Genomic DNA, 23,080 nt, shown 5'->3' on the forward strand with positions numbered 1-23,080 from the left:
CCGCCTCCCGATTCCCCAATCCCATTCCCTTTGGCACCCCACTTGCATCACCACACCCATGAGCCCTGAAATCGCCCTGACCGAATTGCGTGGTGGCCTGGTCACCGTCCTGTGGATTGCCGGACCGATGTTGCTGGCGGTGCTGGTCGTTGGTGTCGTGATCGGTGTGGTGCAGGCCGCCACCCAGTTGAACGAGCCGACCATCGCCTTCGTGGCCAAGGCGGTCGCGCTGACGGCCACCTTGTTCGCCACCGGCAGCATGCTGCTGGGGCATCTGGTGGAGTTCACCATTGCGCTGTTCCAGCGCATTCCGCATCTGATCGGTTAGCGGACCGGCGCGGATGGATGCTGCCACCCAGATGGTGATCGACGGCCAGCGCGCGTTCGCAATGGTCGGGGCGATCATGTGGACGATGCTGCGCACCGGTGCGTTGCTGACCGCGATGCCGTTGATCGGCACGCGCGCGGTACCGGGACGGGTGCGGGTGATGCTGGCCGGCACCTTGTCGATGGTGCTGGCGCCGCTGCTGCCGCCGGTGCCGGACTGGGACGGATTCACCGCGCAGGCGGTGCTCAGCGTCGCCCGTGAGCTGGCGGTGGGCGCCAGCATGGGCTTCATGCTCAAGCTGATCTTCGAGGCCGGCGCGATGGCCGGCGAGCTGGTGTCGCAGTCCACCGGCCTGTCGTTCGCGCAGATGTCCGACCCGCTGCGCGGGGTGACCTCCGGGGTGATCGCGCAGTGGTTCTACCTGGGATTCGGCTTGCTGTTCTTCGCGGCCAACGGCCATCTTGCGGTGATCGCGCTGCTGGTGGACAGCTACAAGGCCCTGCCGATCGGCACCGCCATCCCCGACGCCGCCGCATTCGCCGAAGTGGCGCCCACCCTGTTCCTGCAGATCCTGCGCGGCGGGCTCACCCTGGCCTTGCCGATGATGGTGGCGATGCTGGCGGTCAACCTGGCCTTCGGTGCGCTGGCCAAAGCCGCGCCGGCGTTGAACCCGATGCAGCTGGGCCTGCCGTTGACGGTGTTGCTGGGGCTGTTCCTGCTGTCCAGCTTCGCCAGCGAATTCGCCCCGCCCGTGCAGCGCATGTTCGATACCGCCTTCGACGCCGCCAGGGAATTGACCGCCTAGCGGGCACATCCGTAACTGTGAACTGCCTCAAGTTTCGCCCTGTCCAGCCGTCAACGCCACAGGACGATTGATACCGCCAGTCGCCATCACTCACCCCACGCCAACGCCCGCGGGAACCGATGCCCAACGTGTCTGCGCTGTTCGCTCCGATTGCGTCACGAGGCGGCCACTGGTGGGCCCGGGCCTGCGTCTGGATGCTGGGGATCGTGGTGTGCGGGCACGCCCAGGCACAGACCTACAGCTTCCGCGACTACGCCCAGGCCGATGGCCTGCAGGGCATGACCGTCAACAGCCTGCTCGAAGACCGCCAGGGCGTGGTCTGGGTGGGCACCGAGCTGGCCCTGCACCGCTTCGAGCGTGAGAGCTTCATACCGGTCGGCCAGGAAAGCGGCCTGGATGCGCGCTACATCCGTGCACTGGCGCTGGATGCGGCAGGACGGCTCTGGGTGGCCAGTGCCAACGGCGTGTTCGTCCGCGACAGTGGCGCATTCGTGCAACTCCTGCATGACGGCAAACCGATCCGCGCCGACAGCGGCAACGTGCTGGCCGCCTACGCCGACGGCATGGTGGTGGTCAGCGAGAACGCCTTGCTGCGCCTGTCGCCGGAGCGCACGGGCGGCTGGTCGGTGCGCCCGCTGCCGTTGCAGCTGGCCGATGGCACCTCCCTGCCCGCCGGCAAGGCACTGCTGGCCGATGGCACGGCGCTATGGACCAGCTGCGGACAGCACGTCTGCCGGATCGACGCGAACGGGCGCAGCGAGCTGCTCGGGCAAGCCGACGGTGTGCCGGAGCGGCAGTGGCGGGCGATCTTCCGCGACCACCAGGGCACCGTGTGGCTGCGTGGCGGTGGCCTGGTGCTGGCGCGTGCGCCGGGCGAGCGCGTATTCCGCAGTCATGCGGCACCGGCAGGCACCAGCTTCGACACGCTCTCGGCGGCCACCACCCTGTCCGAAGACGCACAGGGCCGCCTGCTGACGCGTTCCGATCGCGGCCTGGTGCGCTGGGAAGGCGATCACTGGCGTTATTTCGGCCATGACCAGGGGCTGCCGATCAGCCCGATGGTCGGCCCGCTGATGATGCAAAGCACCGGCCAGCTGTGGATCGGCACCCGCGGCCTGGGCGTACAGCGCTGGCTGGGCTACGGCAACATCGAGCACTGGGACGAGCAGCAGGGGCTGGCAGAAGCGCCGACCTGGATGATCCAGCGCCTGCCCAGCGGGGAACTGCTGGTCGGCGGCGATGCCGGCTCCAACATGCTGGATCCGCGCAGCGGGCGCATGCAACCCTGGACGCTGGACGACGGGCAGCCGCTGCTGCAGTCGATCTCCATGGCGCTCTCGCCGGCAGACGGCGCGGCCTGGGTGGCGCGCTCATCCGGCGCACTGGCGCGGCGCGATCCGCACAGCGGCAGGACCGTCGACGTGCTGCAGCTGGGCCTGCCGATCAACAAGCTGCTGTTCGACGCCACCGGCACCTTGTGGATCACCACGCCGCGCGGCCTGTATCACATGCCGCCGGGCGCGCCGTATCAGGCCACCCGCGATGCGGGCGTGCCGGCCGCGTTCATAGGCGATGTCGATCTCGATCCCCGGGGCCGGCTCTGGGCCAGTACCCGCGAGGGGCTGTACAACCGGCGGGCGGACGGCACCTGGCAACGCGTGCAGGTGCGTGGCGCGCTGCCCAGCCAGGATTTCTTCCTGATCGATTTTGCCCCCGATGGCGAGCTGTGGATCTCGCTGCGCGATACCGGGCTGTGGCATGGCCGCCTGCAGGCCGATGGCGTGCTGGCGCTGCGCGCGGTCGACGACCCGCTGGTGGCGCGGGTGATGCCGTTCATCCTGCGCCACGACCGCAAGGGCCGGCTGTGGCTGGGCAGCAGCCAGGGCCTGGACATGCTGGAAAACGGCCACTGGTCGCGGGCCACGCGCACCGAGGGCCTGTTGTGGGACGACATGTCGGCCAATGCATTCTTCGAGGACGTGGATGGCAGCATCTGGCTCGGCAGCAGTCGCGGCGCCACCCATCTGATCGATCCGTTGCGCGTGTTCGCTGCACCGCCATTGCGCGCGGACATCCTGCGCGTGCGGCGTGGCAACCAGGCGATCACCGCGGGGACACAGGTCGATTGGTCGCAGGTGCCGCTGGATGTGGACATCAGCGCACCCGGCGCCGAAGGCGGCCCGGACCGCATCGGCTTCCGCTACCGGGTGGAGGGCCACCAGGCGCGCTGGACCACGACCTCGCTGAGCCACCTCACCTATCCCCTGCTGCCACCCGGCACCTACACGCTGGAAGTACAGGCGCTGGACGCCTACCAGCGCAGCGCCAGCCCGGTGGCGCGGCTGCCTTTCGTGCTGCGCCCACCGTGGTGGCGCGGCGCACCGGCAATGGCCGGCTACGTGCTGCTGGGCATTGCGGCGGTGATTGCGTTGCTGCGCTGGCGCACACGCAAGCTGCTGCGACGCAAGCGCGAGCTGGAGCAGCTGGTGGCCGAGCGCACCGCCGAGCTGGAGCAGGACAAGCGCGAGCTGGAAGCGGCGCGCGCCGAACTCGCACTCAAGGCCACCCATGACGAATTGACCGGGCTGCTCAACCGCGCCGGCATCCTGCACGCGCTGCGCGGCATGCTGGCCCATGCCGATACCGGCGCGCAGCCGCTGGCGGTGGCGCTGATCGACCTGGACCACTTCAAGCTGGTCAACGACCTGCATGGCCACCTGGCCGGGGATGCGGTGCTGGCCGAGGTCGGCCGGCGCCTGGATACGCTGGTGCGCGGCGACGACCGCATCGGCCGCTACGGCGGCGAGGAATTGCTGGCGCTGCTGCCGGGGCTCAGTGCCGAGGCCAGCCGTCGCCTGCAGGCGCTGCATCGCGGCATCTGCGGCGACTACCCCATCGATGGCGGCGGCTTGCCGGTGACCTGTTCGGTGGGCGTGGCCTGGTTCCAGCCGGGCGAAACCCTGGAACAACTGCTGGCCCGGGCCGACGCCGCGCTCTATCGCGCCAAGCGCAGTGGACGCAACCGCATCGATTACGACCAGGTGGCCTACCACGCGGCGGCCAACGGCTGAACCTGCATTGCCACGCAAGCTGAAAAGCAGCGCCAATGCTGGGATCTGCAAACCGGCCGGGGCACGCAGCGCGCCTTACCGACGCATCGCCGACAACGCCATGTCTGCTGCCGAATGGAGGCCTGGACGCGGGCAGCACACAGCCGTTGCGCAACCGGCATCAAGCAATCTGCGTGATCGCGCCTGCAGCGACAGTGCGCGGCTCGGGAACAACAGGCCACTTATATGGCGGTGCCCGCTGCGCAATCACGCCACCATGCCTGCTCACGCATTAAAGAAACACACGTGAACAGCCGCTAGTCGGTTTACTGCGGCCTACGATGGGGGCCGCCCATGGCAAGCGTGAGACACCCGCGCGAAGGGCGCGGAGCACGCAGGCCGACGCGTGGGAGAGTGCAACGCCCGTGGGGTCTGAGTACCGCCAATGCAGGTCGTCACACCGGTGTGCACCGTTGCTGGCGGTGCTGCTGCTGGGATTGCTGTTGCTGGCCGATCTGGCTGCCGCGCAGAGCGCGAGCATTCGTCGCTATGCCCACGACCAGGGCCTGCTCGGGCTTGCCGGCACCTGTCTGCTGCAGACCCGCACCACGCTGTTGTGGGTGTGCACCGAAAGCGGCCTGTATCGCTACAACGGGCGCAGCTTCCAGCAGGTCGAGCTGGATGGCCTGCGCAACGAACCGATTGCCTCGATGAGCGAAGCCGCCGACGGGCGGCTGTGGGTGGCCGGCTTCCAGGCGCTGTTTGTCGGCGACGAGCACGGCTTCCGCAAGCTGGCCCCCGATGAGGCCGAACATCTGCAGGAAGACATGCTGCTGGCCAGTCCCTCCTGGGGCACGGTGCTGGCCAATGGCGGCACGCTGGAGCGGTTGAGCGCACGCGGCAATGGCCGCTGGCATAGCGAACCGTTGCTGGACACCGCCACCCGGGTGCGCGTGCCCGAACTGGCCAAGGTGCTGAGCCTGTCGGTGGAAGGCGACACCTTGTGGGCCGGCTGCGCCAGGCGGCTGTGCGCCATCGATGCGCAGCGCAAGGTGCAGGTCTACGGGCCGGACCAGGGCGTGCCGGAAGATCGCTGGTACAGCGTGTTGCGCGACCATGACGGCGCACTGTGGGTGCGTGGCACCGGCACCCTGCTGTATCGCGCGCCGGGCGCAAGCAGATTCAGTGTGCGGCCGCTGCCATTGCTCGATGGCAGCACCATCGGGCGACAGGCGCCGTTGGTGCTGGACCGCGAAGGGCGCGTGCTGGTCCGCCGCAACGACGGTCTGGCGCGCTGGGAAAACGGCCGCTGGCGCAGCTTCGGTGCCGGCAACGGGCTGCCGCCCGGCAGCAGCGACGCGATCCTGGTGGACCGCGATGGCGATGTCTGGATGACCGTCGATGGCGAAGGCCTGGTGCGCTGGGCCGGCTACGAATGGATCGAGAACTGGGACGCCTCGCAAGGCATGCCGGCCGCCCCCACCTGGTCGATCGCCCGCGACGCGCAGGGGGCGCTGCTGGTCGGCAACGAACACGGTGCCGGCCGCCAGGCCGATCCCGGGGGACGGTTCGTCCCGGCCTTGCCGGCCTCCGGGATCCAGATCATTGGCATGCAACGCAGTGCCGACGGCAGCCTGTGGACGCTCAATTCGGCCGGTTTCCTGCGCCGCACCTGGCCGGATGGCCGCAGTGCACAGGTTGCCAAGCTGCCGCGTACCGCGCGCCGCCTGCTGATCGACCGGCAGGGGCGGATGTGGATGCTCAGCGCGGGCGGGCTGTTCGTGATCCGGCGCCCGCTGGAAGGCGGCACGATGGAAGCGGTCGCCGACATGCCCACGATCGCCTATACCGACATCCAGCAGACCGCCAACGGCACGCTGTGGGTGTCCACCGCCAACGGCCTGTTCCGCCTGCAGGGCGCGCGCTGGTCCAGGGTCGAGGTGCTGGTCAACGGCGGCACGTCCGACCCGTGGATCAGCAAGTTCCACATCAGCGATGGCGGCGAGGTGTGGCTGGCGTTCTATCGGCCCGGTCTCTGGCACGGCATGCTGCTTGGCGACCGGCTGGACCTGCAGGCGATCAGCGACGAAGCGCTGCGCGAGGTCGGCGTCTACCTGATGCGTGGCGACAGCATCGGCAGGGTCTGGGTGGGCCACGCACGCGGCGTGGAGGTCTACGACGGGGAGCGTTGGGCGCATCTGTCGCAGTCGCAGGGCCTGCTGTGGGACGACATCTCCGAAGCGGCCTTCGCCGAGGATCCGGATGGATCGGTCTGGATCGGCACCTCGCGCGGCGTGAGTCATCTGCTGGATCCGGCGCAGCTGTTCGATGCGCGCCAGCCCAGCGTGCGCATCGACAGCGTCAGCCGCGGCGGCGTACCGGTGCAGCAAGGCCAGTTGCTGGGCTGGAGCGACAAGCCGCTGCATATCGAGCTGTCCACGATGGAGGTGTACGACGACCCGAGTCGCCTGACGGTGCGTTACCGCCTGCGCGGCCTGCACGACGCATGGATCCAGAGCGAGGATCTGTCGATCGACCAACCGCCGCTGCCCTCCGGGCATTTCCGCCTGCAGGTGCAGGTCCTGGACCGCTACCGCCGCACGGCCTCGCCGATCGCCGAGCTGGCGTTTGCGGTGGCGCCGCTGTGGTGGCGCAGCCCGCCGGCGATCGCGTTGTATGTGCTGATCGGCAGCGCATTGCTGGCCGGCCTGTGGCGCTGGCGGCATCGCCACCTGGTTGCACGCGAGCGCATGCTCGCCGAACTGGTGGCCGAGCGCACCTACCAGCTGGAACACGAAAAACGCGACCTGGAAAGCGCGCGCGCAGCGCTGGCCCTGAAGGCCAGCCACGATGCCCTGACCGGCCTGCTCAACCGCTCCGGCGTGCTCGACGCCATGGCCGAAGAACTGCAGGCCTGCGCGCACGGCGGCCATCCGCTGGCGGTGGTGCTGATCGATCTGGACCACTTCAAGCTGGTCAACGACCAGCACGGGCACCTGGTCGGTGATGCGGTGCTGGCCAAGGTGGGTGCGCGCCTGAGCGGCTGCCTGCGTGACTCGGACAAGGTGGGCCGTTATGGCGGCGAGGAACTGCTGTTGCTGCTGCCGGGCATGTCGCGGCACAGCCAGCACCGGCTGCGCGCCATCCACGAAAAGCTCAGCCTGGCACCGTACGAGGTCGGCACCACCCGGCCGCTGCAGGTGACCTGTTCGGTGGGCGTGGCCTGGTTCCGGAGCGGCGACAACGCCGCCACGCTGCTGGCGCGTGCCGACGAAGCGCTGTACCGCGCCAAGCGGCATGGCCGCAATCGCATCGAACCGGAAGAGCCCGAATCGTCGGTGGCATGAGCATGCGCGCTGCCGCCCGGGCGTAGGTCGGTTCGACACCCACGTACGGATCCTGCTTCCGATACACGGCACCCACGCGTGCAGTGACGCCGACCCGCCTGCCGATCACAGGTGCGGCAGCATCGTCGCCTTGCGCAGAAACTGCATGGCTGACGCGCCACATCACCGCATCGCCTGCCGCCCGCGCCAGGCCGATCAGCGCATGCGCGTTGGATCGCCGCTGGCTGCCCGCAGGCGCTCAAGAACTGGCGCCCGGGGTCGCTACGTGCTTGAGCAAGCGCGTCCTTCGGCGCTGGAAGTGGATGGGTGGTCGGAACCTACAACCCTGGCATGGTGATGCTGTCGCTGGTGGTGGCCGTGCTGGCCTCCTATACCGCGCTGCATCTGGCCGCACGTGTGACGGCCAGTCGTGGCAGCGATGCCGTGGCCTGGCTGATGGGCGGCGCGGTGGCGATGGGCATCGGCATCTGGTCGATGCACTTCGTCGGCATGCTGGCGTTTCGCCTGCCGATTCCGCTGGGCTACGACCTGGCGCTGACCACCTGGTCGATGCTGGCGGCGATTCTGGCCGCGGCCCTGGCGCTGTGGTTGACCTCGCGTGCGAACCTGCCGTGGCCGCGGCTGGGCCTGGGTGCGGTGCTGATGGGGCTGGGCATTGCGTTGATGCACTACATCGGCATGGGCGCGCTGCGCATGTCCCCGGCCATCAGCTACGACCCGCTGCTGTTCGGGCTGTCCATCCTCATCGCCATCGGCGCCTCGGCAGCGGCGTTGTGGATCGCCTTCCGGCTGCGCCACGGCGGCCGCCGCTACAGCCTGCGGCTGATCGCGGCGATGATCATGGGCGTGGCGATCGTGGGCATGCATTACACCGGCATGGCGGCCGCGCGGTTCGCGCCCGGCAGCCTCTGCGGTGCGGCGGCCGGTGCGCACCTGCCGCTGCCCTGGCTGGCGGCCGTGGTGGTGCTGGTCACGCTGGCGCTGCTGGCGCTGGCGTTGGTGATCTCGGTACTGTCGCGGCGGTTCCAGCAACGCACCGACGTGCTCTCCGCGTCGTTGGCACAGGCCAATGCCGAGTTGGTGCAGGCGGCCCTGTACGACCCGCTCACCCGCCTGCCCAACCGCGTGCTGCTGCACGAGCACGTGCTGCAGGGCATCGACCGCGCCCAACGCGACGGGCAACGCTTTGCGGTGATGCTGATCAACCTGGATGGATTCAAGGCGATCAACGATGGCTACGGCCACCCGTTCGGCGACCAGTTGCTGGTGGCGGTGGCCGAGCGCATGCGTGCACACCGGCGCGCCCATGGCAGCCTGGCGCGGCTGGGTGCCGACGAGTTCGTGCTGGTATCGGCCATCGCCGACCCCGAGGATGCCGCCGCGATCGCCGCGCATCTGCTGCAGGCACTGGCGGTGCCGTTCCTGGTCGCCAACCAGGAATTGCGCCTCAGCAGCAGCGTCGGCATTGCGCTGTATCCGGAGGATGCCGGCAGCGAGCATCAGTTGATGACCCATGCCGATGCGGCGATGCGTCACGCCAAGCAGGCCGGGCGCAACCGTTACAGCTTTTTCGAGCGCTCGATGACCGGCACCACCCGCGAACGCCTGCAGCTGCTGCAGGATCTGCCGCGTGCGCTGGAACTGGGCCAGTTCGTCCTGCATTACCAGCCCAAGTACTGCGCCGACGACGGCCGCCCGATCGGTGCCGAGGCGCTGATCCGCTGGCAGCACCCCGAGCGCGGCCTGGTGCCGCCGGACAGCTTCATCCCGCTGGCCGAGCGCAGCGGCATGATCGGCCCGCTCGGCAGCTGGGTCCTGCAGCAGGCCTGCCGGCAGATGCGTGACTGGCGCGAGGCCGGACATGGGCACTGGCGCGTGGCGGTCAACCTGTCGGCCACGCAACTGGCCTCGCCCAGCCTGCTGGACGAGGTGGCAACCACCCTGGCCGACCATGCGATCCCGCCGGCCCAGCTCACCCTGGAAATCACCGAGAGCATGGCCATGCGCGATGCCGAAGCCTGCCTGCGCACGCTCGGCCAGCTCAACACGCTGGGCGTGCGCATCGCCATCGACGACTTCGGCACCGGCTATTCCAACCTGATGTACCTGCGCAAGCTGCCCGCGCACGAACTCAAGATCGACCGCAGCTTCGTGCAGGCCCTGGACAACGGCCCGGAAGACATCGCCATCGTCGCAGCGGTGGTGGCACTGGCCCACACCATGCGCCTGCAGGTGGTGGCCGAGGGCGTGGAGACCGCCGCCCAGCGCAACACCCTGGAACGGCTGGGCTGCGACCAGCTGCAGGGCTATCTGCTGGGCCGGCCGATGGACGCCGAGCACTTCATCGCGGTGGTGGTCGCCCAACGCGACGGCGCAACTCGCCCGACCCGTTAAGCGAAAGGCGTCAAAACGACCGCCGCCCCGGCACCTGCCATCACTCTCTGACCCGCCAACCAAGCCAAGCACCAGCCTACACTTGGTCCGCCGCCCCCCATTTCCTGCCTGCGGCCTCCCCCGCGCACGCGGCGACCTGCGCGCCTTCCAACTGCAACAGCCGTCGCAGGCGCGCAGGCGGGGCGATCTATCGCGATGGCAGCGCCATCCACAGAGCCCGGCGTGCGCTTGCTCACCACCAACCACAACACCCCGCCAGCGGCTCCACGCGATCACCGCTCTCCGATTCCCCAATCCCGATTCCCGATTCCCGGCCCCAATTGGAACGCAGCTTGCATGAGGCCAGGCTGATCCCCCACCGGCATCTCCATGTCCGAGTCCGAAGACGGCGGCGAACGCACAGAGCTTCCCACCGAAAAACGCCTGCGCGAAGCCCGCGAGCAGGGCAACATCCCGCAATCGCGCGAGTTGTCCACCGCTGCGGTGTTCGGCGCCGGCGTGTTCGCGCTGATGGCCCTGGCCCGCGGCATCGGCGATGGCGCCAGCGTGTGGATGAAGACCGCGCTCAGCCCGGACCCGAAGATGCGTGAAAACCCGATGGCGCTGTTCGGCCATTTCGGTGACCTGCTGCTGCAACTGCTGTGGGTGATGCTGCCGCTGATCGGCATCTGCCTGGCCGCCGGCCTGGCCGGCCCGTTGCTGATGAGCGGGCTGCGGTTTTCTGGCAAGGCGATCATGCCCGACCTCACCAAGCTCAACCCGGCCAACGGGATCAAGCGCATGTGGGGCAGCAACAGCCTGGCCGAGCTGGTCAAGTCGATGCTGCGGCTGCTGTTCGTCGGCCTGGCCGCCAGCCTGTGCATCTCCAAGGGCCTGCACGGCCTGCGCTCGCTGGTGAACCAGCCGCTGGAACAGGCCGTGGGCAACGGCCTGGACTTCACCAAGAGCCTGCTGTTCTACACCGCAGGCGCGCTGGTGCTGCTGGCCGCCATCGACGCCCCTTACCAGAAGTGGAACTGGCTGCGGAAGCTCAAGATGACCCGCGAACAGATCAAGCGCGAGATGAAGGAAAGCGAGGGCAGCCCGGAGGTCAAGGGCCGCATCCGCCAGATGCAGATGCAGATGTCGCAGCGCCAGATGATGGAAGCGGTGCCCAAGGCCGACGTGGTGCTGATGAATCCGACCCACTATGCGGTGGCGCTCAAGTACGAAGGCGGCAAGATGCGCGCCCCGATCGTGGTGGCCAAGGGCGTGGACGAAATGGCCTTCCGCATCCGCGAAGCCTGCGAACAGCACCGGGTGGCGATCGTCACCGCCCCGCCTTTGGCACGCGCCTTGTATAGAGAAGCGCAAATTGGCAAGGAAATTCCCGTGAGACTCTATTCGGTCGTGGCCCAGGTGCTGTCCTACGTCTACCAGCTGCGTGGCTGGAACGGCGGCCCGATGCCGGAATTGCCGTCGCTGGACGTGGATGAGTTCGGCAAGGGAGCCAGCGCATGAGCGCCCAACCCGCCCCGATGAACGCCCGGCGCATCATGGAGTTGCTGCGCAACGGCCTGGGCGCGCCACTGGCCCTGATGGCCATGCTGGCCATGCTGATGGTGCCGCTGGCCGCACCGGTGCTGGATGCCCTGTTCACCTTCAACATCGCCATCTCGCTGATGGTGCTGCTGGCGGTGGTGTACGTGCAGCGCCCGCTGGAATTCACCATTTTCCCGATCGTGCTGCTGATGACCACGATGCTGCGGCTGGCGCTGAATGTGGCCTCCAGCCGCGTGATCCTGATCAACGGCCAGGACGGCCATGCCGCGGCCGGCAAGGTGATCGAGGCGTTCGGCCAGTTCGTCATCGGCGGCAACTACGCCGTGGGCATCGTGGTGTTCGCGATCCTGACCATCATCAACTTCGTGGTCATCACCAAGGGTGCCGGGCGCGTGTCGGAAGTGACCGCCCGCTTCATCCTGGACGCCATGCCCGGCAAGCAGATGGCCATCGACGCCGACCTCAACGCCGGTTTGCTGACGCGCGAGGAAGCCAAGGCCCGCCGCGAGGAGGTCCGCGAGGAAGCCGACTTCTACGGTGCGATGGACGGTGCCAACAAGTTCATCCGCGGCGACGCCATCGCCGCCATCCTGATCCTGTTCATCAACCTGGTCGGCGGCATGGCCGTGGGCATGTTCCAGCACGGCATGAGCTTTGTCGATGCCGCCTCCACCTACACCCTGCTGTCCATCGGCGACGGCCTGGTGGCACAGCTGCCGGCCCTGCTGGTGTCGTCCTCGGTCGCCCTGCTGGTGACCCGCGCCTCGCGCGCGCAGGACATGCGCGGCGCCATGATCAGCCAGGTGTTCGGCCAGCACCGCGCCCTCGCGGTGGCCGCGGCCATCCTGGGCCTGGTCGGCCTGGTGCCCGGCATGCCCAACGTCGCGTTTTTGACGCTGGGCCTGATCCTGGGCGTGATCGCCTGGAAAATGTACAAGCGCAGCCTGGTCATCCCGCCGACCGGCGACCCGGCCACCGACCCCAAGGCCGCCGCGGCGGCCACCGCCGCCCAGGCCAGCTCCGAGCTGAGCTGGGACGAGCTGCGCCCGATCGACCCGCTGGGCCTGGAAGTGGGCTACCGGCTGATTCCGCTGGTGGACAAGAACCAGGGCGGCGAACTGATGGCGCGCATCAAGGGCGTGCGCCGCAAGCTCACCCAGGACATCGGCTTCCTGGTGCCGCCGGTGCATATCCGCGACAACCTGGAGCTGTCGGCCAACGCGTATCGGCTGCTGGTGCACGGGGTGCCGGTGGCCACCGCTGAAATCTATCCCGACCGCGAACTGGCGCTGGACCCGGGCGGTGCACTCGGCCAGCTCGACGGCATTCCCGGCAAGGACCCGGCGTTCGGCCTGGATGCCACCTGGATCCAGCCACACCAACGCGCCTATGCCGAATCGATGGGCTACACCGTGGTCGACCCGGCCACCGTGGTCGCCACCCATCTGTCGCACCTGATCCGCGAACACGCCCCGGAACTGCTCGGCCACGAGGAAGTGCAGCAGTTGCTGGCGACCCTGGCCAAGACCGCGCCGAAGATGGTCGAGGACCTCACGCCGAAGGCGCTGCCGCTGTCGGTGGTGGTGCGCGTGCTGCAGAACCTGCTGATCGAGCGCATCCCGGTGCGCCAGCTGCGCAAGATCGTCGAAGCGCTGGTCGAGCACGCCCCGCACAGCCAGGACCCGACCACGCTCACCGCCGCGGTACGCACCTCGCTGGGCCGCTTCATCGTGCAGGAGATCGCCGGCATGTCGGCCGAGCTGCCGGTCTACACGCTGGCCCCGCAGCTGGAGCGCGTGCTGCAGGAATCCACCCACGGCAACGGCGTGGCGCTGGAACCCGGCCTGGCCGAGCGCCTGCACCAGAGCCTGGCCGACTGCGTCGGCAAGCAGGAAGCCCGCAACGAACCGGCGGTGGTGCTGGTCCCCGGCCAGGTCCGCGCCGCGCTGGCCCGCCTGGTCCGCCACAGCGTCCCGTCCCTGTCGGTGCTGGCCTATAGCGAAGTGCCCGAAGACAAGCGCCTGAAGCTGGTCGGCACGATCAGCTAAGGCGTAGGAGCGCACCCGGGCGCGACGGGCTTTCCCAGGACAGCCCCATCGCGCCCAGGTGCGCTCCTACGACGTGCCGGGTATCCGACGGCACGGCCGCAAACCAGAACACCCCTGTAGGAGCGCACCCGGGCGCGACAGGCTTTCCCAGGACAGCCCCATCGCGCCCAGGTGCGCTCCTACGACGCGCCGGGTATCCGACGGCACGCCGCAAACCAGGACACCCCTGTAGGAGCGCACCTGGGCGCGACCGGCGTTACCGGGACAGCCCCATCGCGCCCGGGTGCGCTCCTACGACGCGCCGGGTATCCGACGGCACGCCGCAAACCAGAACACCCTGTAGGAGCGCACCCGGGCGCGACCGGCGTTACCGGGACAGCCCCGTCGCGCCCGGGTGCGCTCCTACGAAATCGTCAGGCCGTTGTGCCTCCAACACGCCGACCGGCAACGCGTTCAGACCGACCGCCACATCCGGCGTCGGAAAGCCGCCACCAGTCCGGCCATCCAATCGATTGCACGCCGCCGGCCGTTTCGAGGCGTGCCGGGCACAGCAATCCCGGCGCCCGCACCGCCAGCGCATCCGCCCGCACGGGCAATGCCAACACCGTGCCGGCCCGGAGAAAAGTCAATCAATCCATTGACTTGAACTCCCAATCCGGACCAGACGCACAGCCGCCGCCCCACCCCGACCGACCAGGGTCCCCGCGCCGGAACCCTGGCACCACGTTTTGGCACACCACATGCATTAGCTCTGGCGAGACCGCAGCCAGCGTCACCGCTGCGGGGCGAGAGCAGCACTTGGAACAACCGAACGGGACAGGCACCTCATGACGCTGGCAACGCACCCACATTCATCGCGCACCCGTCCGGCGTCCGGCGGGTCCCGTTCCTGGAGGCACTTGGCATGAAAATCAAACGCTTCGTTGCCCCGGACATGCGCACCGCATTCCGCATGGTGCGTGAAGAACACGGCCCGGACGCCGTGATCCTGTCCAATCGCCGTACCGCCGAAGGCATCGAGATCGTCGCTGCCAGCAACTACGACGAAGAACTGGTGCAGCGCGCCCTGGAAACCGCCCGCTCCGAGACGCCGGCGGTTGCCGCCGCGCCGATCCCGTCGGCACCTGCCCAGCAGGCCCCGGCCCCGCAAGCCGCGGCCGCGCCGGTCCACGCACCGCTCGCGCCGGCTGCCGATGCCGGTACGAGCCAGCGCCAGCGCGTTGCCAGCGCCGCCGAAGACATGATCGCCGCGATGGCGCTGCGCCAGCCGGTCAACGTGCCGCGTCAGGCCCCGGTCGCCGCACCGGTCCGTACCGCCGCCGTCCCCTCGCCCGCCGCCCAGGCCCTGGCCCGCGCCGTTGCGGTGTCCGCCGCGCCGCGCCAGGAGCACGCGTTGTCGGCGGTGCCGGAACAACTGTTCGCCGACTTCCTGACCACCGCCCCGGTGCAGCGCGCCGCCGTGCAGGCCGCCCCGGTGCAGGCGCCGACGCCGATCATGGCCGCCGCCGCCGCCCCTGTGCAGGCCGGCTACGACCAGGACGAAGACGCGCTGGCTGACGACGCCGACTTCGACCTGGACGCGCTGCCGCAGATCCTGCCGCCGGCCGCGTTGCCGCCGCTGGTGGCCGCCCCGCCGGCGCTGGCCGCGGTGCCGGCCGCCGCCGTCCCGGCGCCGCAGAACGACGAAGAACTCAAGCAGTTGCGCGGCGAGCTGGCGCTGATGCGGCAGATGATCGAGCGCGAAATGAACCGCCTCACCGACGAGCGCCTGCGCGGCTCACCGGTGCGTGCGCAGGCCCTGGAGCTGATGGACGACTATGGCTTCGACGCCGGCCTGATCCGCGATGTGGCGCTGCAGATCCCGGCCGATACCGAATTGCACCGCGGCCGCGGGCTGATGCTGGGCCTGCTGTCCAAGCGCCTGCCGGTGGCCCCGGTCGACCCGCTGGAACGCGGCGGCGTGATCGCCCTGGTCGGCCCGACCGGTGCCGGCAAGACCACCACCATCGCCAAGCTGGCGCAGCGCTTCGCCGCCCAGCACGCCCCGCGCGACGTGGCCCTGGTCACCACCGACACCCAGCGCGTCGGCGGCCGCGAGCAGCTGCACAGCTACGGCCGTCAGCTCGGCATCGCCGTGCACGAGGCCGACAGCGCCGAGAGCCTGCTGGAACTGCTCGAGCGCCTGCGCGACTACAAGCTGGTGCTGATCGACACCGCCGGCATGGGCCAGCGCGACCGCGCCCTGGCCGCGCAGCTGAACTGGCTGCGCGCCGCGCACCAGGTCACCTCGCTGCTGGTGCTGCCTGCCAACGCGCACTTTTCCGACCTCGACGAGGTCGTGCGCCGCTTCGCCCACGCCAAGCCCCAGGGCGTGGTGCTGACCAAACTTGACGAGACCGGCCGCTTCGGTAGTGCGCTGTCGGTCGTCGTCGATCACCAAATGCCCATCACCTGGGTGACTGACGGACAGCGGGTCCCCGACGACCTGCACCGCGCCAATGCCGCCAGTCTCGTTCTTCGCCTTGAAGATTTGCGGCGCGCTGCCGATAAGCCCTGTACTCCGGAGCACAACCATGCAGTCGCGTGAATACGCCAAGCTGACCAACGCCTTCCCCCTGTCGGCGACCCGTCCCGAGCCTTTGGGCCCGGTGCGCACCATTGCCGTGACCGGTGGCAAGGGCGGCGTGGGCAAAACCAACATCTCCGCCAACCTGGCCGTGGCGCTGGCCGACATGGGCAAGCGCACCCTGCTGCTGGACGCCGACCTGGGCCTGGCCAACCTGGACGTGGTGCTGGGCCTGTCGCCCAAGTACACCCTGGCCGACCTGATCGCCGGCCGCTGCACGCTGGACGAGGTGATCATCGAAGGTCCCGGCGGCGTGCTGGTGGTCCCGGCCGCCTCCGGTCGCCGCCACATGGCCGAACTGGCCCCGGCCCAGCACATCGGCCTGGTCAACGTGTTCTCCGAACTGGAGCGCGACCTGGACGTGATGGTCATCGACACCGCCGCCGGCATCACCGACAGCGTGCTGACCTTCTGCCAGGCCGCCCAGGACACCGTGGTGGTGGTCTGTGACGAGCCGGCCTCGATCACCGACGCCTACGCGCTGATCAAGGTGCTCTCGCGCGAACGCGGCGTGGACCGCCTGCAGATCATCGCCAACATGGTGCGCGACCCCAACGAAGGCCGCCTGCTGTACGACAAGCTGTCGCGGGTCTGCGAAAAATTCCTCGGCGACGTGTCGCTGAACTACCTCGGCCACGTGCCGCAGGACGACTGGTTGCGCCTGTCGGTACAGCGCCAGCAACCGGTCATCAAGGCCTACCCCGCCAGTCCGTCGGCGCAGGCCATTGCAGAAATCGCTCGCCGTACCTCGCGCTGGCAGGCCCCGACCGTGTCCCGCGGCAACGTCGAATTCTTCGTCGAACGCATCATCCAACGGGGAGTGGCCGCATGAGCACCGCTACCGCAACCACGGCCACCGCGCAGTACCGTGCCGTGCAGCGCAACAACGCCAACGACATCGTCACCCAGCACGCCGACCTGGTGCGCCGCATCGCCCACCATCTGGCCGCGCGCCTGCCGGCGAGCGTGGAAGTGGACGACCTGATCCAGGCCGGCATGATCGGCCTGATCGAAGCCTCGCGCAGTTACGATTCCGAGCAGGGCGCCTCGTTCGAGACCTATGCCTCGATCCGCATCCGCGGCTCGATGATCGACGAGATCCGCCGTGGCGACTGGGTGCCGCGTTCGGTGCACCGCCGTGCACGCGATGCCGCCGCGGCCGTGCGCAAGATCGAGCAGCACACCGGCCGCGCCGCCGCCGCCACCGAAGTGGCCGCCGCGATGGAGATGCCGCTGCCGGACTACCTGCGTCTGATGGAAGATGCCGCCCGCGGCCAGGTGCTGAGCCTGGAGTCGCGGATCGAGGATCACGGCGAGCTGGACACCACCGCCAAGGGTGGCCCCAATCCGCAGCAGATGATGGAGCGCGGCGAGTTCGGCCGCGAGCTGGGCAAGGCCATCGGCCAGTTGCCCGAGCGCGAGCAGCTGGTGCTGTCGCTGTACTACGAACAGGAATTGAACCTGAAAGAAATCGGCGCCGTGCTCGGTGTCAGCGAATCGCGCGTGTGCCAGATCCATGGCCAGGCGGTGGTGCGTCTGCGCGGCCGCCTCAAGGTCTTCGAACTGGCCGATGCCGGTGTCGAAATCGACGAATGATTTTTTCGCGTATTTTTTAGTGTTAGGAGCTTGATGTGAACAAGAACATGCGGATTTTGATCGTGGACGACTTCTCGACGATGCGGCGCATCGTCAAGAATCTGTTGGGCGATCTTGGCTTCACCAATACCGCAGAGGCCGAAGACGGCAACAGCGCATTGGCAGCGTTGCGGGCCGGCCCGTTCGATTTCGTGGTCACCGACTGGAACATGCCCGGCATGACCGGCATCGACCTGCTGCGCAACATCCGCGCCGACGCCAAGCTCAAGCACCTGCCGGTGATGATGGTGACCGCCGAAGCCAAGCGCGAGCAGATCATCGAAGCAGCCCAGTGCGGTGTGAACGGCTACATCATCAAGCCGTTCACCGCGCAGACGCTGGAAGAGAAGCTGGGCAAGGTGTTCGAACGTCTGGCGGCGACCGCCTGATGAACGCCACCGTGGACACCAATGCCGAACGCGCCGCGTTGATCGACCGCCTGCAGGGCGCGCTCGATGCACTGGAAAGCGGTGACGAAGCTGCGTGGAAGCGCGAGGTCGACCACCTCGCCGCCCTGCGCACGCGCCCGATGATGCAGGGCCTGAGCCGGCTTGCACGCGAACTCGGCCAGGCGCTGGGCGAGTTGCCCACCGTGCCCGAGGAAGCCGGCGAGCTGGACGATGCGTGTTCGCGCCTGGACCACGTGGTGGAGATGACCGAGAAGGCCAGCCATCGCACGCTGGATCTGGTCGAGGAATGCCGTGAGCTGGCCAACCAGCTACGCGACGGTGGGCTCAATCAGGACCAGGGCGCGCTGATGGACAAGATGCGCCACAACCTGACCGAGCTGTCGCTGGCGCAGAGCTACCAGGACCTGAGCGGGCAGATCATCCGTCGCGTGGCCGGCATCGTCCGGCGCGTGCACGAGGGTTTCGGTGCGCTCGGCCTGCCGCCGAAGAATCCAGAGCCGAAGAAAGACGACGGCGGTCTTGCCGGTCCTGCAGTCAAGGGCCTGGACCGTCACGCGGTGTCGCAGGACGACGCCGATGACCTGCTGTCCGGATTGGGGCTGTAACCATGAGTGCTGTTCCAGACGATATTGCTGCCGATTTCATCGTCGAGGCCCAGGAAATCCTGGATCGCCTCGGCGAACAGCTGGTGTCGCTGGAACAGGCACCTGACGAAGCCGACCAGCTGAACGCGGTGTTCCGCGGCTTCCACACGCTCAAGGGCGGCGCCGGCTTTCTGGCGATCAAGCCCATGGTCGAGCTCTGCCACGCCGCCGAGGAAACCCTGGGCATGGCGCGCTCCGGCCAGGCGGTGTTGCAGGCGCATCACTTCGATGCCGCGCAGCAGTCGCTGGATTACCTGCAGGCCATGCTGGATGCAATGGGCTCGGGCGAAGCCGTGCCGCATGCACCGGCCTCGCTGATTGCGCAGTTCGATGCCAAGAGCGGCCCGCCGGCAGTCAAGGCCGCGCCCAAGGCCGCCGCCGCAGCGCCCGCACCCGACGACGCACATGGCGCCGCTGCGCCCGGCGCCAAGGCCGCGCCCAAGGCGGCGGCCAAGGGAGCCGACGCCGAGCAGACCGTGCGCGTGGACACCAAGCGCCTGGATGCCATCGTCAACCTGATCGGCGAACTGGTGCTGTCGCGCAATCGCCTCAAGACCCTGCGCACCCGCCTGCGCGACGAAGAACTCGACCGCGCGGTCAGCACCCTGGACATCGCCACCGCACGCCTGCAGACCGCGGTGATGCGCACCCGCATGCAACCGGTCAGCAAGGTGTTCTCGCGCTTTCCCAAGGTGGCCCGCGATGTCGCGCGCACCCTGTCCAAGGAAGTGGAGCTGGAACTGATCGGCGCCGAGACGGAACTGGACCGCAACCTGGTCGAGGCCCTGGCCGACCCGCTGGTGCACCTGGTGCGCAATGCGATCGACCACGGCATTGAATCGCCGGCCCTGCGCGAAGCCACAGGCAAGCCGCGCAGCGGGCATGTGCGCCTGTCCGCGCAGCAGGAAGGCGACTACGTCAGCATCGAGATCCAGGACGACGGCGCCGGTATCGACCCCGAACGCCTGCGCGAAATCGCCCGCAACAAGGGCCTGATAGACGCCGAAGCCGCCGCCCGCCTGAGCACCGACGAGTGCCTGCATTTGATCTTCATGCCGGGCTTCTCGACCAAGGCCGAGGTCACCGACATCTCCGGCCGTGGCGTGGGCATGGACGTGGTGCAATCGCGCATCCGCGAACTCAGCGGGCAGATCCAGATCCAGTCCGAACTGGGGCGCGGCAGCCGTTTCATGATCCGCGTGCCGCTGACCCTGGCCATCCTGCCGACCCTGCTGGTGCAGGCCGGCGAAGCGGTCTATGCGCTGCCGCTGGCGCGCGTGGTCGAGGTGCTGCATGCCCCGCAGACCTCGCTGGGCTGGTTCGACGGCCGCGCCGTGCTGGACCGCCGCTCGCACACCTTGCCGCTGATCGACCTGCGCCGCTGGCTGGGCGTACCTGCCGAACAGCCGCCGCTGCTGACCGTGGTGCTGCTGCAGGCCGGCGAAACCCGTTTCGGCCTGGTGGTGGACCAGGTCCGCGGCCGCGAGGAAGTGGTGATCAAGCCCCTGCCCCGTGCCCTGCGCGGCCTGCCCGGCTACGCTGGCGCCACCCTGATCGGCGACGGCCGCATGGCGCTGATCCTGGATGTGGATAGCTTGCGTTCCAGCGATCATTGATTCTTCGGGATTCGGGATTCGGGATTCGGGATTCGGGAAGACGATCCTGGTTGCCTGATCTAACGACAACGGCCGCGTACTGCGGCCGTTGTCGTGTCACTACCAGCATCGCTGCCGATCTATGCCGCTACGCGCGCAGGCATGGGCGCGATGGTTTGGCGACGGCCAGGCTGCCGTGGAAGTGAACCTGGAACCGTTATTTGGACCTCGTTATCTCGTTGCGAAACACTCAGCGCGTCATCGACGGACCAGCCTGGCTGACGGCTTGCTGGGACTGCTCCAGCGCCTGCTGCTGTTCGCGCGCCTGAGCCTGAGTCTGGTTGATTACCTGCAGGCGATCGAACGACTGGGTCTCTGGTGTCTGCACGGCGTCCATGGTCGACATATGGGCACGCTGGTGAGCCGGGTCGTTGAGGGCGCCCTGAACGACGAAGACCTTCTCGCCGCCCGCCAGCTGAGCCGTTGGGTTGTTGAGCACCACATGATCCACCCGCGACAACCCTTCCTCTTTTGCCAGCGACAGCAAGCTGGCCGTCATGCGCTGGCTCGATGCATCCCACTCCCTGCCATGCTGGGCATCGAGCTTTTGCACCCCATCCCTAATTTGCTGGTAAAGCGAGTGATCCGCGTGGCCAGGGTCTGATGGAAGGAGCTGAGCTGATGAGCCTGGCAGCTGGGGATCGCGTTCCCGCAGTTCCTGTTCCAGTTCGCGTGCAGTGATGGGCGAGACGTGCAGGTGCGTATTCTTGCTGTGCTGGAACAAGCCGGGCGTCGGTGGCTGCGTGCTGCTGTCGAGGTAAGGCATGGGGCGGGTATTGCTGCCTAGGTCGATGCCGTTGCGCTCCAGTACTTCTTCCTTCAATCCCAAGCGCTGCATGTCCAGGATCATCGGCTGTTCCGGGTCTCCTGGCTTTGGCTTGTTGTAGTGGCGCTCGTAGATGGCAGCCGTTCCAACCACCCACGGGCCGTAGTGGTTGGCGTAGTCGGACTGACCCGTATAGCCGATGCGAGTGCTCTTGGCATCCTTGTCGAAGAAGTTTGCACCCATTGCCTCGACGTTGGCAGGAGTGACGGGCATCGTCATATCTGCGTTCAAGGTAAGGTTGGACTTGAGTGCGTAATTGAATCGCGGCATTCCGCCAGTTCGATCAATGAAGTCGTGCATACGGCCGGGTGCTTCCCGAAAGATATCTTCCAGGGAGGCATCCGGCTTTGCTTGCTTTACCCTACTGACGGTTGCATTCCAGCCTGCAATTTCTGCGCTTGCTTCATCTACACGGTTGCTTGATAAAACCTTCTCCGCTGCGTCCGAATAATCGTGCGTTGTCTTGGCTATCTGCACCGCTGCGGTTTCGAACGCCTTACGGGAAGCAGCTGCAGTTGGGCTGTACATGGCGTGCTGTAGTTCATGCCCCAGCACAAACGTCATGTCACCGGAATCAAGCAACTTTCCGCCAGGCCCATTGGAAAGCCTGGACAGCGGCAGCCGGATGGAATTCTCATCCGGCGTAAACGTCCCGCCTGCATTCGGATCAGTCAGAGGTTTTAGACTGAGTACGCGTTGCTTGGCAACCGCATCATTGAATTGGTCAAGCAGAACCGGCGATGCGGCAAGCACACCCTGTAGATTGATGACATGTTCGGGGGTGACGCCTAGCTGGCGGCCGAAGTCATCAACAATGGCTTGCGCCTGTGGACTCAAAGGCATGGCCGTTCCTTGGGTTAACGGATGTAGATCCATTCAACGCAGTGGTGCTCCACCCGCTCCTGCGGTGCATCGGCCTCACCTCGTGGAAACACCTCCACCCGCATGCCTGGGCGGCTGAAGAAGTCACTCATCCATCGCCCGTCTTCCACCATGTTGCGTTGACGTACAAACCCGATGTTTTCCAGCTTCTTGGTAAACGTATCGAAATCGATCCTGCAGATCTCCGTCATGGACGGGGAAGCACCCGCTTGCGCTGGAATAAAAGTGAACTCGAACCAACGCCCCGCAGTAGGCGTCTGATCCATGCCAAAGCTGTAACCCCACTCACTGGTAAGCGGAGCACTGGCGCCATAACGCTTGGGATCAGCTGCCGCACGCGTCACCGGAACCCCCATTTTGTACTCCAGGTAGTCGGGTGTCAGATCGTCCAGTCCGTGAATTGCTTGAATCAATGCAAGCATGCGGGTGAGCGCATCCTCTGCTGTTCGTATCGGCCCGCTGGGTTCGCTGCCAACAGGAGTGACTTTGGATTCGGCTGAGGAATTCATGGCAGATGTCTCCGTGACGGTTGCCGGGGCTGGGGTGGCCGCCGTGTGGGCGCATGCGCCCAGAGCGAGGGTGGCGAGCAAGGCGTAGAGGGGGCGCGCGATCATGAAGCGTCCGTTGTGCGCTGGTGTGGCTGCGACGCTAGTGGCATCGGGCACCGAGGTCAATCGCAAGGCGGCTGGCAGCCGCAGCATCATCGCCGCACGCTGCGCGCCCTGGCCGGCGTCTCCACCGGCGGCAACACCTCCATCAGTAGCTGCCCTTCGCTGGCGGTGATGCGCAGCTTGGTGCCGATGGCAAAGCCCAGTTGTTCCAGCCATAGGCCGCTGAGGCGGACGTGGGGCACGTGCTGGTCGCCGGCGTGGTCGTGGGCGCCGGGGT

The 23,080-nt window shown here is 67.6% G+C and carries 16 protein-coding genes; 13 read left to right on the forward strand and 3 right to left on the reverse strand.

Going from position 1 to position 23,080, the window contains the following annotated elements; genetic code table 11:
- Positions 1 to 58: 58 nt before the first annotated feature.
- From EO174_RS16810 to EO174_RS16870, 13 genes are all read left to right on the forward strand, one after another.
- Entirely contained in the window at positions 59 to 328 is a 270-nt protein-coding gene (locus tag EO174_RS16810) for a flagellar biosynthetic protein FliQ (RefSeq protein ID WP_005917968.1), read from the forward strand.
- A 13-nt stretch (positions 329 to 341) separates the two neighbouring features.
- The gene (gene fliR, locus EO174_RS16815) at positions 342 to 1,133 is read left to right on the forward strand and encodes a flagellar biosynthetic protein FliR (protein WP_053051291.1); all 792 of its coding nucleotides are present in this window, start codon (positions 342 to 344) and stop codon (positions 1,131 to 1,133) included.
- A 119-nt stretch (positions 1,134 to 1,252) separates the two neighbouring features.
- Complete coding sequence (locus EO174_RS16820; RefSeq protein WP_164740243.1) at positions 1,253 to 4,204, forward strand: ligand-binding sensor domain-containing diguanylate cyclase; 2,952 nt, start codon at positions 1,253 to 1,255, stop codon at positions 4,202 to 4,204.
- A gap of 404 nt (positions 4,205 to 4,608) precedes the next feature.
- Positions 4,609 to 7,530: a ligand-binding sensor domain-containing diguanylate cyclase gene (locus tag EO174_RS16825; RefSeq protein ID WP_164740244.1), complete on the forward strand. Its 2,922-nt coding sequence runs from the start codon at positions 4,609 to 4,611 to the stop codon at positions 7,528 to 7,530.
- Between the two features lie 306 nt (positions 7,531 to 7,836).
- Complete coding sequence (locus EO174_RS16830; RefSeq protein WP_126946036.1) at positions 7,837 to 9,924, forward strand: EAL domain-containing protein; 2,088 nt, start codon at positions 7,837 to 7,839, stop codon at positions 9,922 to 9,924.
- A 369-nt stretch (positions 9,925 to 10,293) separates the two neighbouring features.
- Positions 10,294 to 11,424: a flagellar biosynthesis protein FlhB gene (gene flhB, locus EO174_RS16835; RefSeq protein ID WP_126946039.1), complete on the forward strand. Its 1,131-nt coding sequence runs from the start codon at positions 10,294 to 10,296 to the stop codon at positions 11,422 to 11,424.
- A 17-nt stretch (positions 11,425 to 11,441) separates the two neighbouring features.
- The gene (flhA, locus tag EO174_RS16840; protein WP_024937671.1) at positions 11,442 to 13,514 is read left to right on the forward strand and encodes a flagellar biosynthesis protein FlhA; all 2,073 of its coding nucleotides are present in this window, start codon (positions 11,442 to 11,444) and stop codon (positions 13,512 to 13,514) included.
- A 904-nt stretch (positions 13,515 to 14,418) separates the two neighbouring features.
- Complete coding sequence (flhF, locus tag EO174_RS16845) at positions 14,419 to 16,101, forward strand: flagellar biosynthesis protein FlhF (protein WP_115677177.1); 1,683 nt, start codon at positions 14,419 to 14,421, stop codon at positions 16,099 to 16,101.
- Positions 16,088 to 16,972: a MinD/ParA family protein gene (locus tag EO174_RS16850; protein WP_047125416.1), complete on the forward strand. Its 885-nt coding sequence runs from the start codon at positions 16,088 to 16,090 to the stop codon at positions 16,970 to 16,972. The genes flhF and EO174_RS16850 overlap by 14 nt, the downstream gene beginning before the upstream one ends.
- Positions 16,969 to 17,736 (forward strand): RNA polymerase sigma factor FliA, encoded by a 768-nt coding sequence (locus EO174_RS16855; RefSeq protein WP_047125417.1) that lies wholly within the window; start codon positions 16,969 to 16,971, stop codon positions 17,734 to 17,736. Before EO174_RS16850 ends, EO174_RS16855 begins: the two co-directional genes overlap by 4 nt.
- A gap of 35 nt (positions 17,737 to 17,771) precedes the next feature.
- Complete coding sequence (gene cheY, locus EO174_RS16860) at positions 17,772 to 18,164, forward strand: chemotaxis response regulator CheY (protein ID WP_002813536.1); 393 nt, start codon at positions 17,772 to 17,774, stop codon at positions 18,162 to 18,164.
- The gene (locus tag EO174_RS16865; protein ID WP_104585132.1) at positions 18,164 to 18,790 is read left to right on the forward strand and encodes a protein phosphatase CheZ; all 627 of its coding nucleotides are present in this window, start codon (positions 18,164 to 18,166) and stop codon (positions 18,788 to 18,790) included. The genes cheY and EO174_RS16865 overlap by 1 nt, the downstream gene beginning before the upstream one ends.
- A 2-nt stretch (positions 18,791 to 18,792) precedes the next feature.
- Positions 18,793 to 20,445, forward strand: coding sequence for a chemotaxis protein CheA (locus EO174_RS16870; protein ID WP_126946042.1), 1,653 nt, complete (start codon positions 18,793 to 18,795; stop codon positions 20,443 to 20,445).
- A 229-nt stretch (positions 20,446 to 20,674) separates the two neighbouring features.
- On the opposite strand, the gene EO174_RS16875 is transcribed toward EO174_RS16870, so the two are convergent.
- The 3 genes from EO174_RS16875 to EO174_RS16885 all read right to left on the reverse strand — a co-directional run.
- Positions 20,675 to 22,153 (reverse strand): XVIPCD domain-containing protein, encoded by a 1,479-nt coding sequence (locus tag EO174_RS16875; RefSeq protein ID WP_126946045.1) that lies wholly within the window; start codon positions 22,151 to 22,153, stop codon positions 20,675 to 20,677.
- A gap of 14 nt (positions 22,154 to 22,167) precedes the next feature.
- The gene (locus EO174_RS16880) at positions 22,168 to 22,806 is read right to left on the reverse strand and encodes a hypothetical protein (RefSeq protein WP_126946048.1); all 639 of its coding nucleotides are present in this window, start codon (positions 22,804 to 22,806) and stop codon (positions 22,168 to 22,170) included.
- Between the two features lie 86 nt (positions 22,807 to 22,892).
- The coding region (locus EO174_RS16885; protein WP_126946051.1) for a SymE family type I addiction module toxin at positions 22,893 to 23,080 on the reverse strand (188 nt) is incomplete at its 5' end.

This window comes from Xanthomonas sp. BRIP62418 (assembly GCF_003993495.1).
GTDB classification, from domain to species: domain Bacteria; phylum Pseudomonadota; class Gammaproteobacteria; order Xanthomonadales; family Xanthomonadaceae; genus Xanthomonas; species Xanthomonas euroxanthea.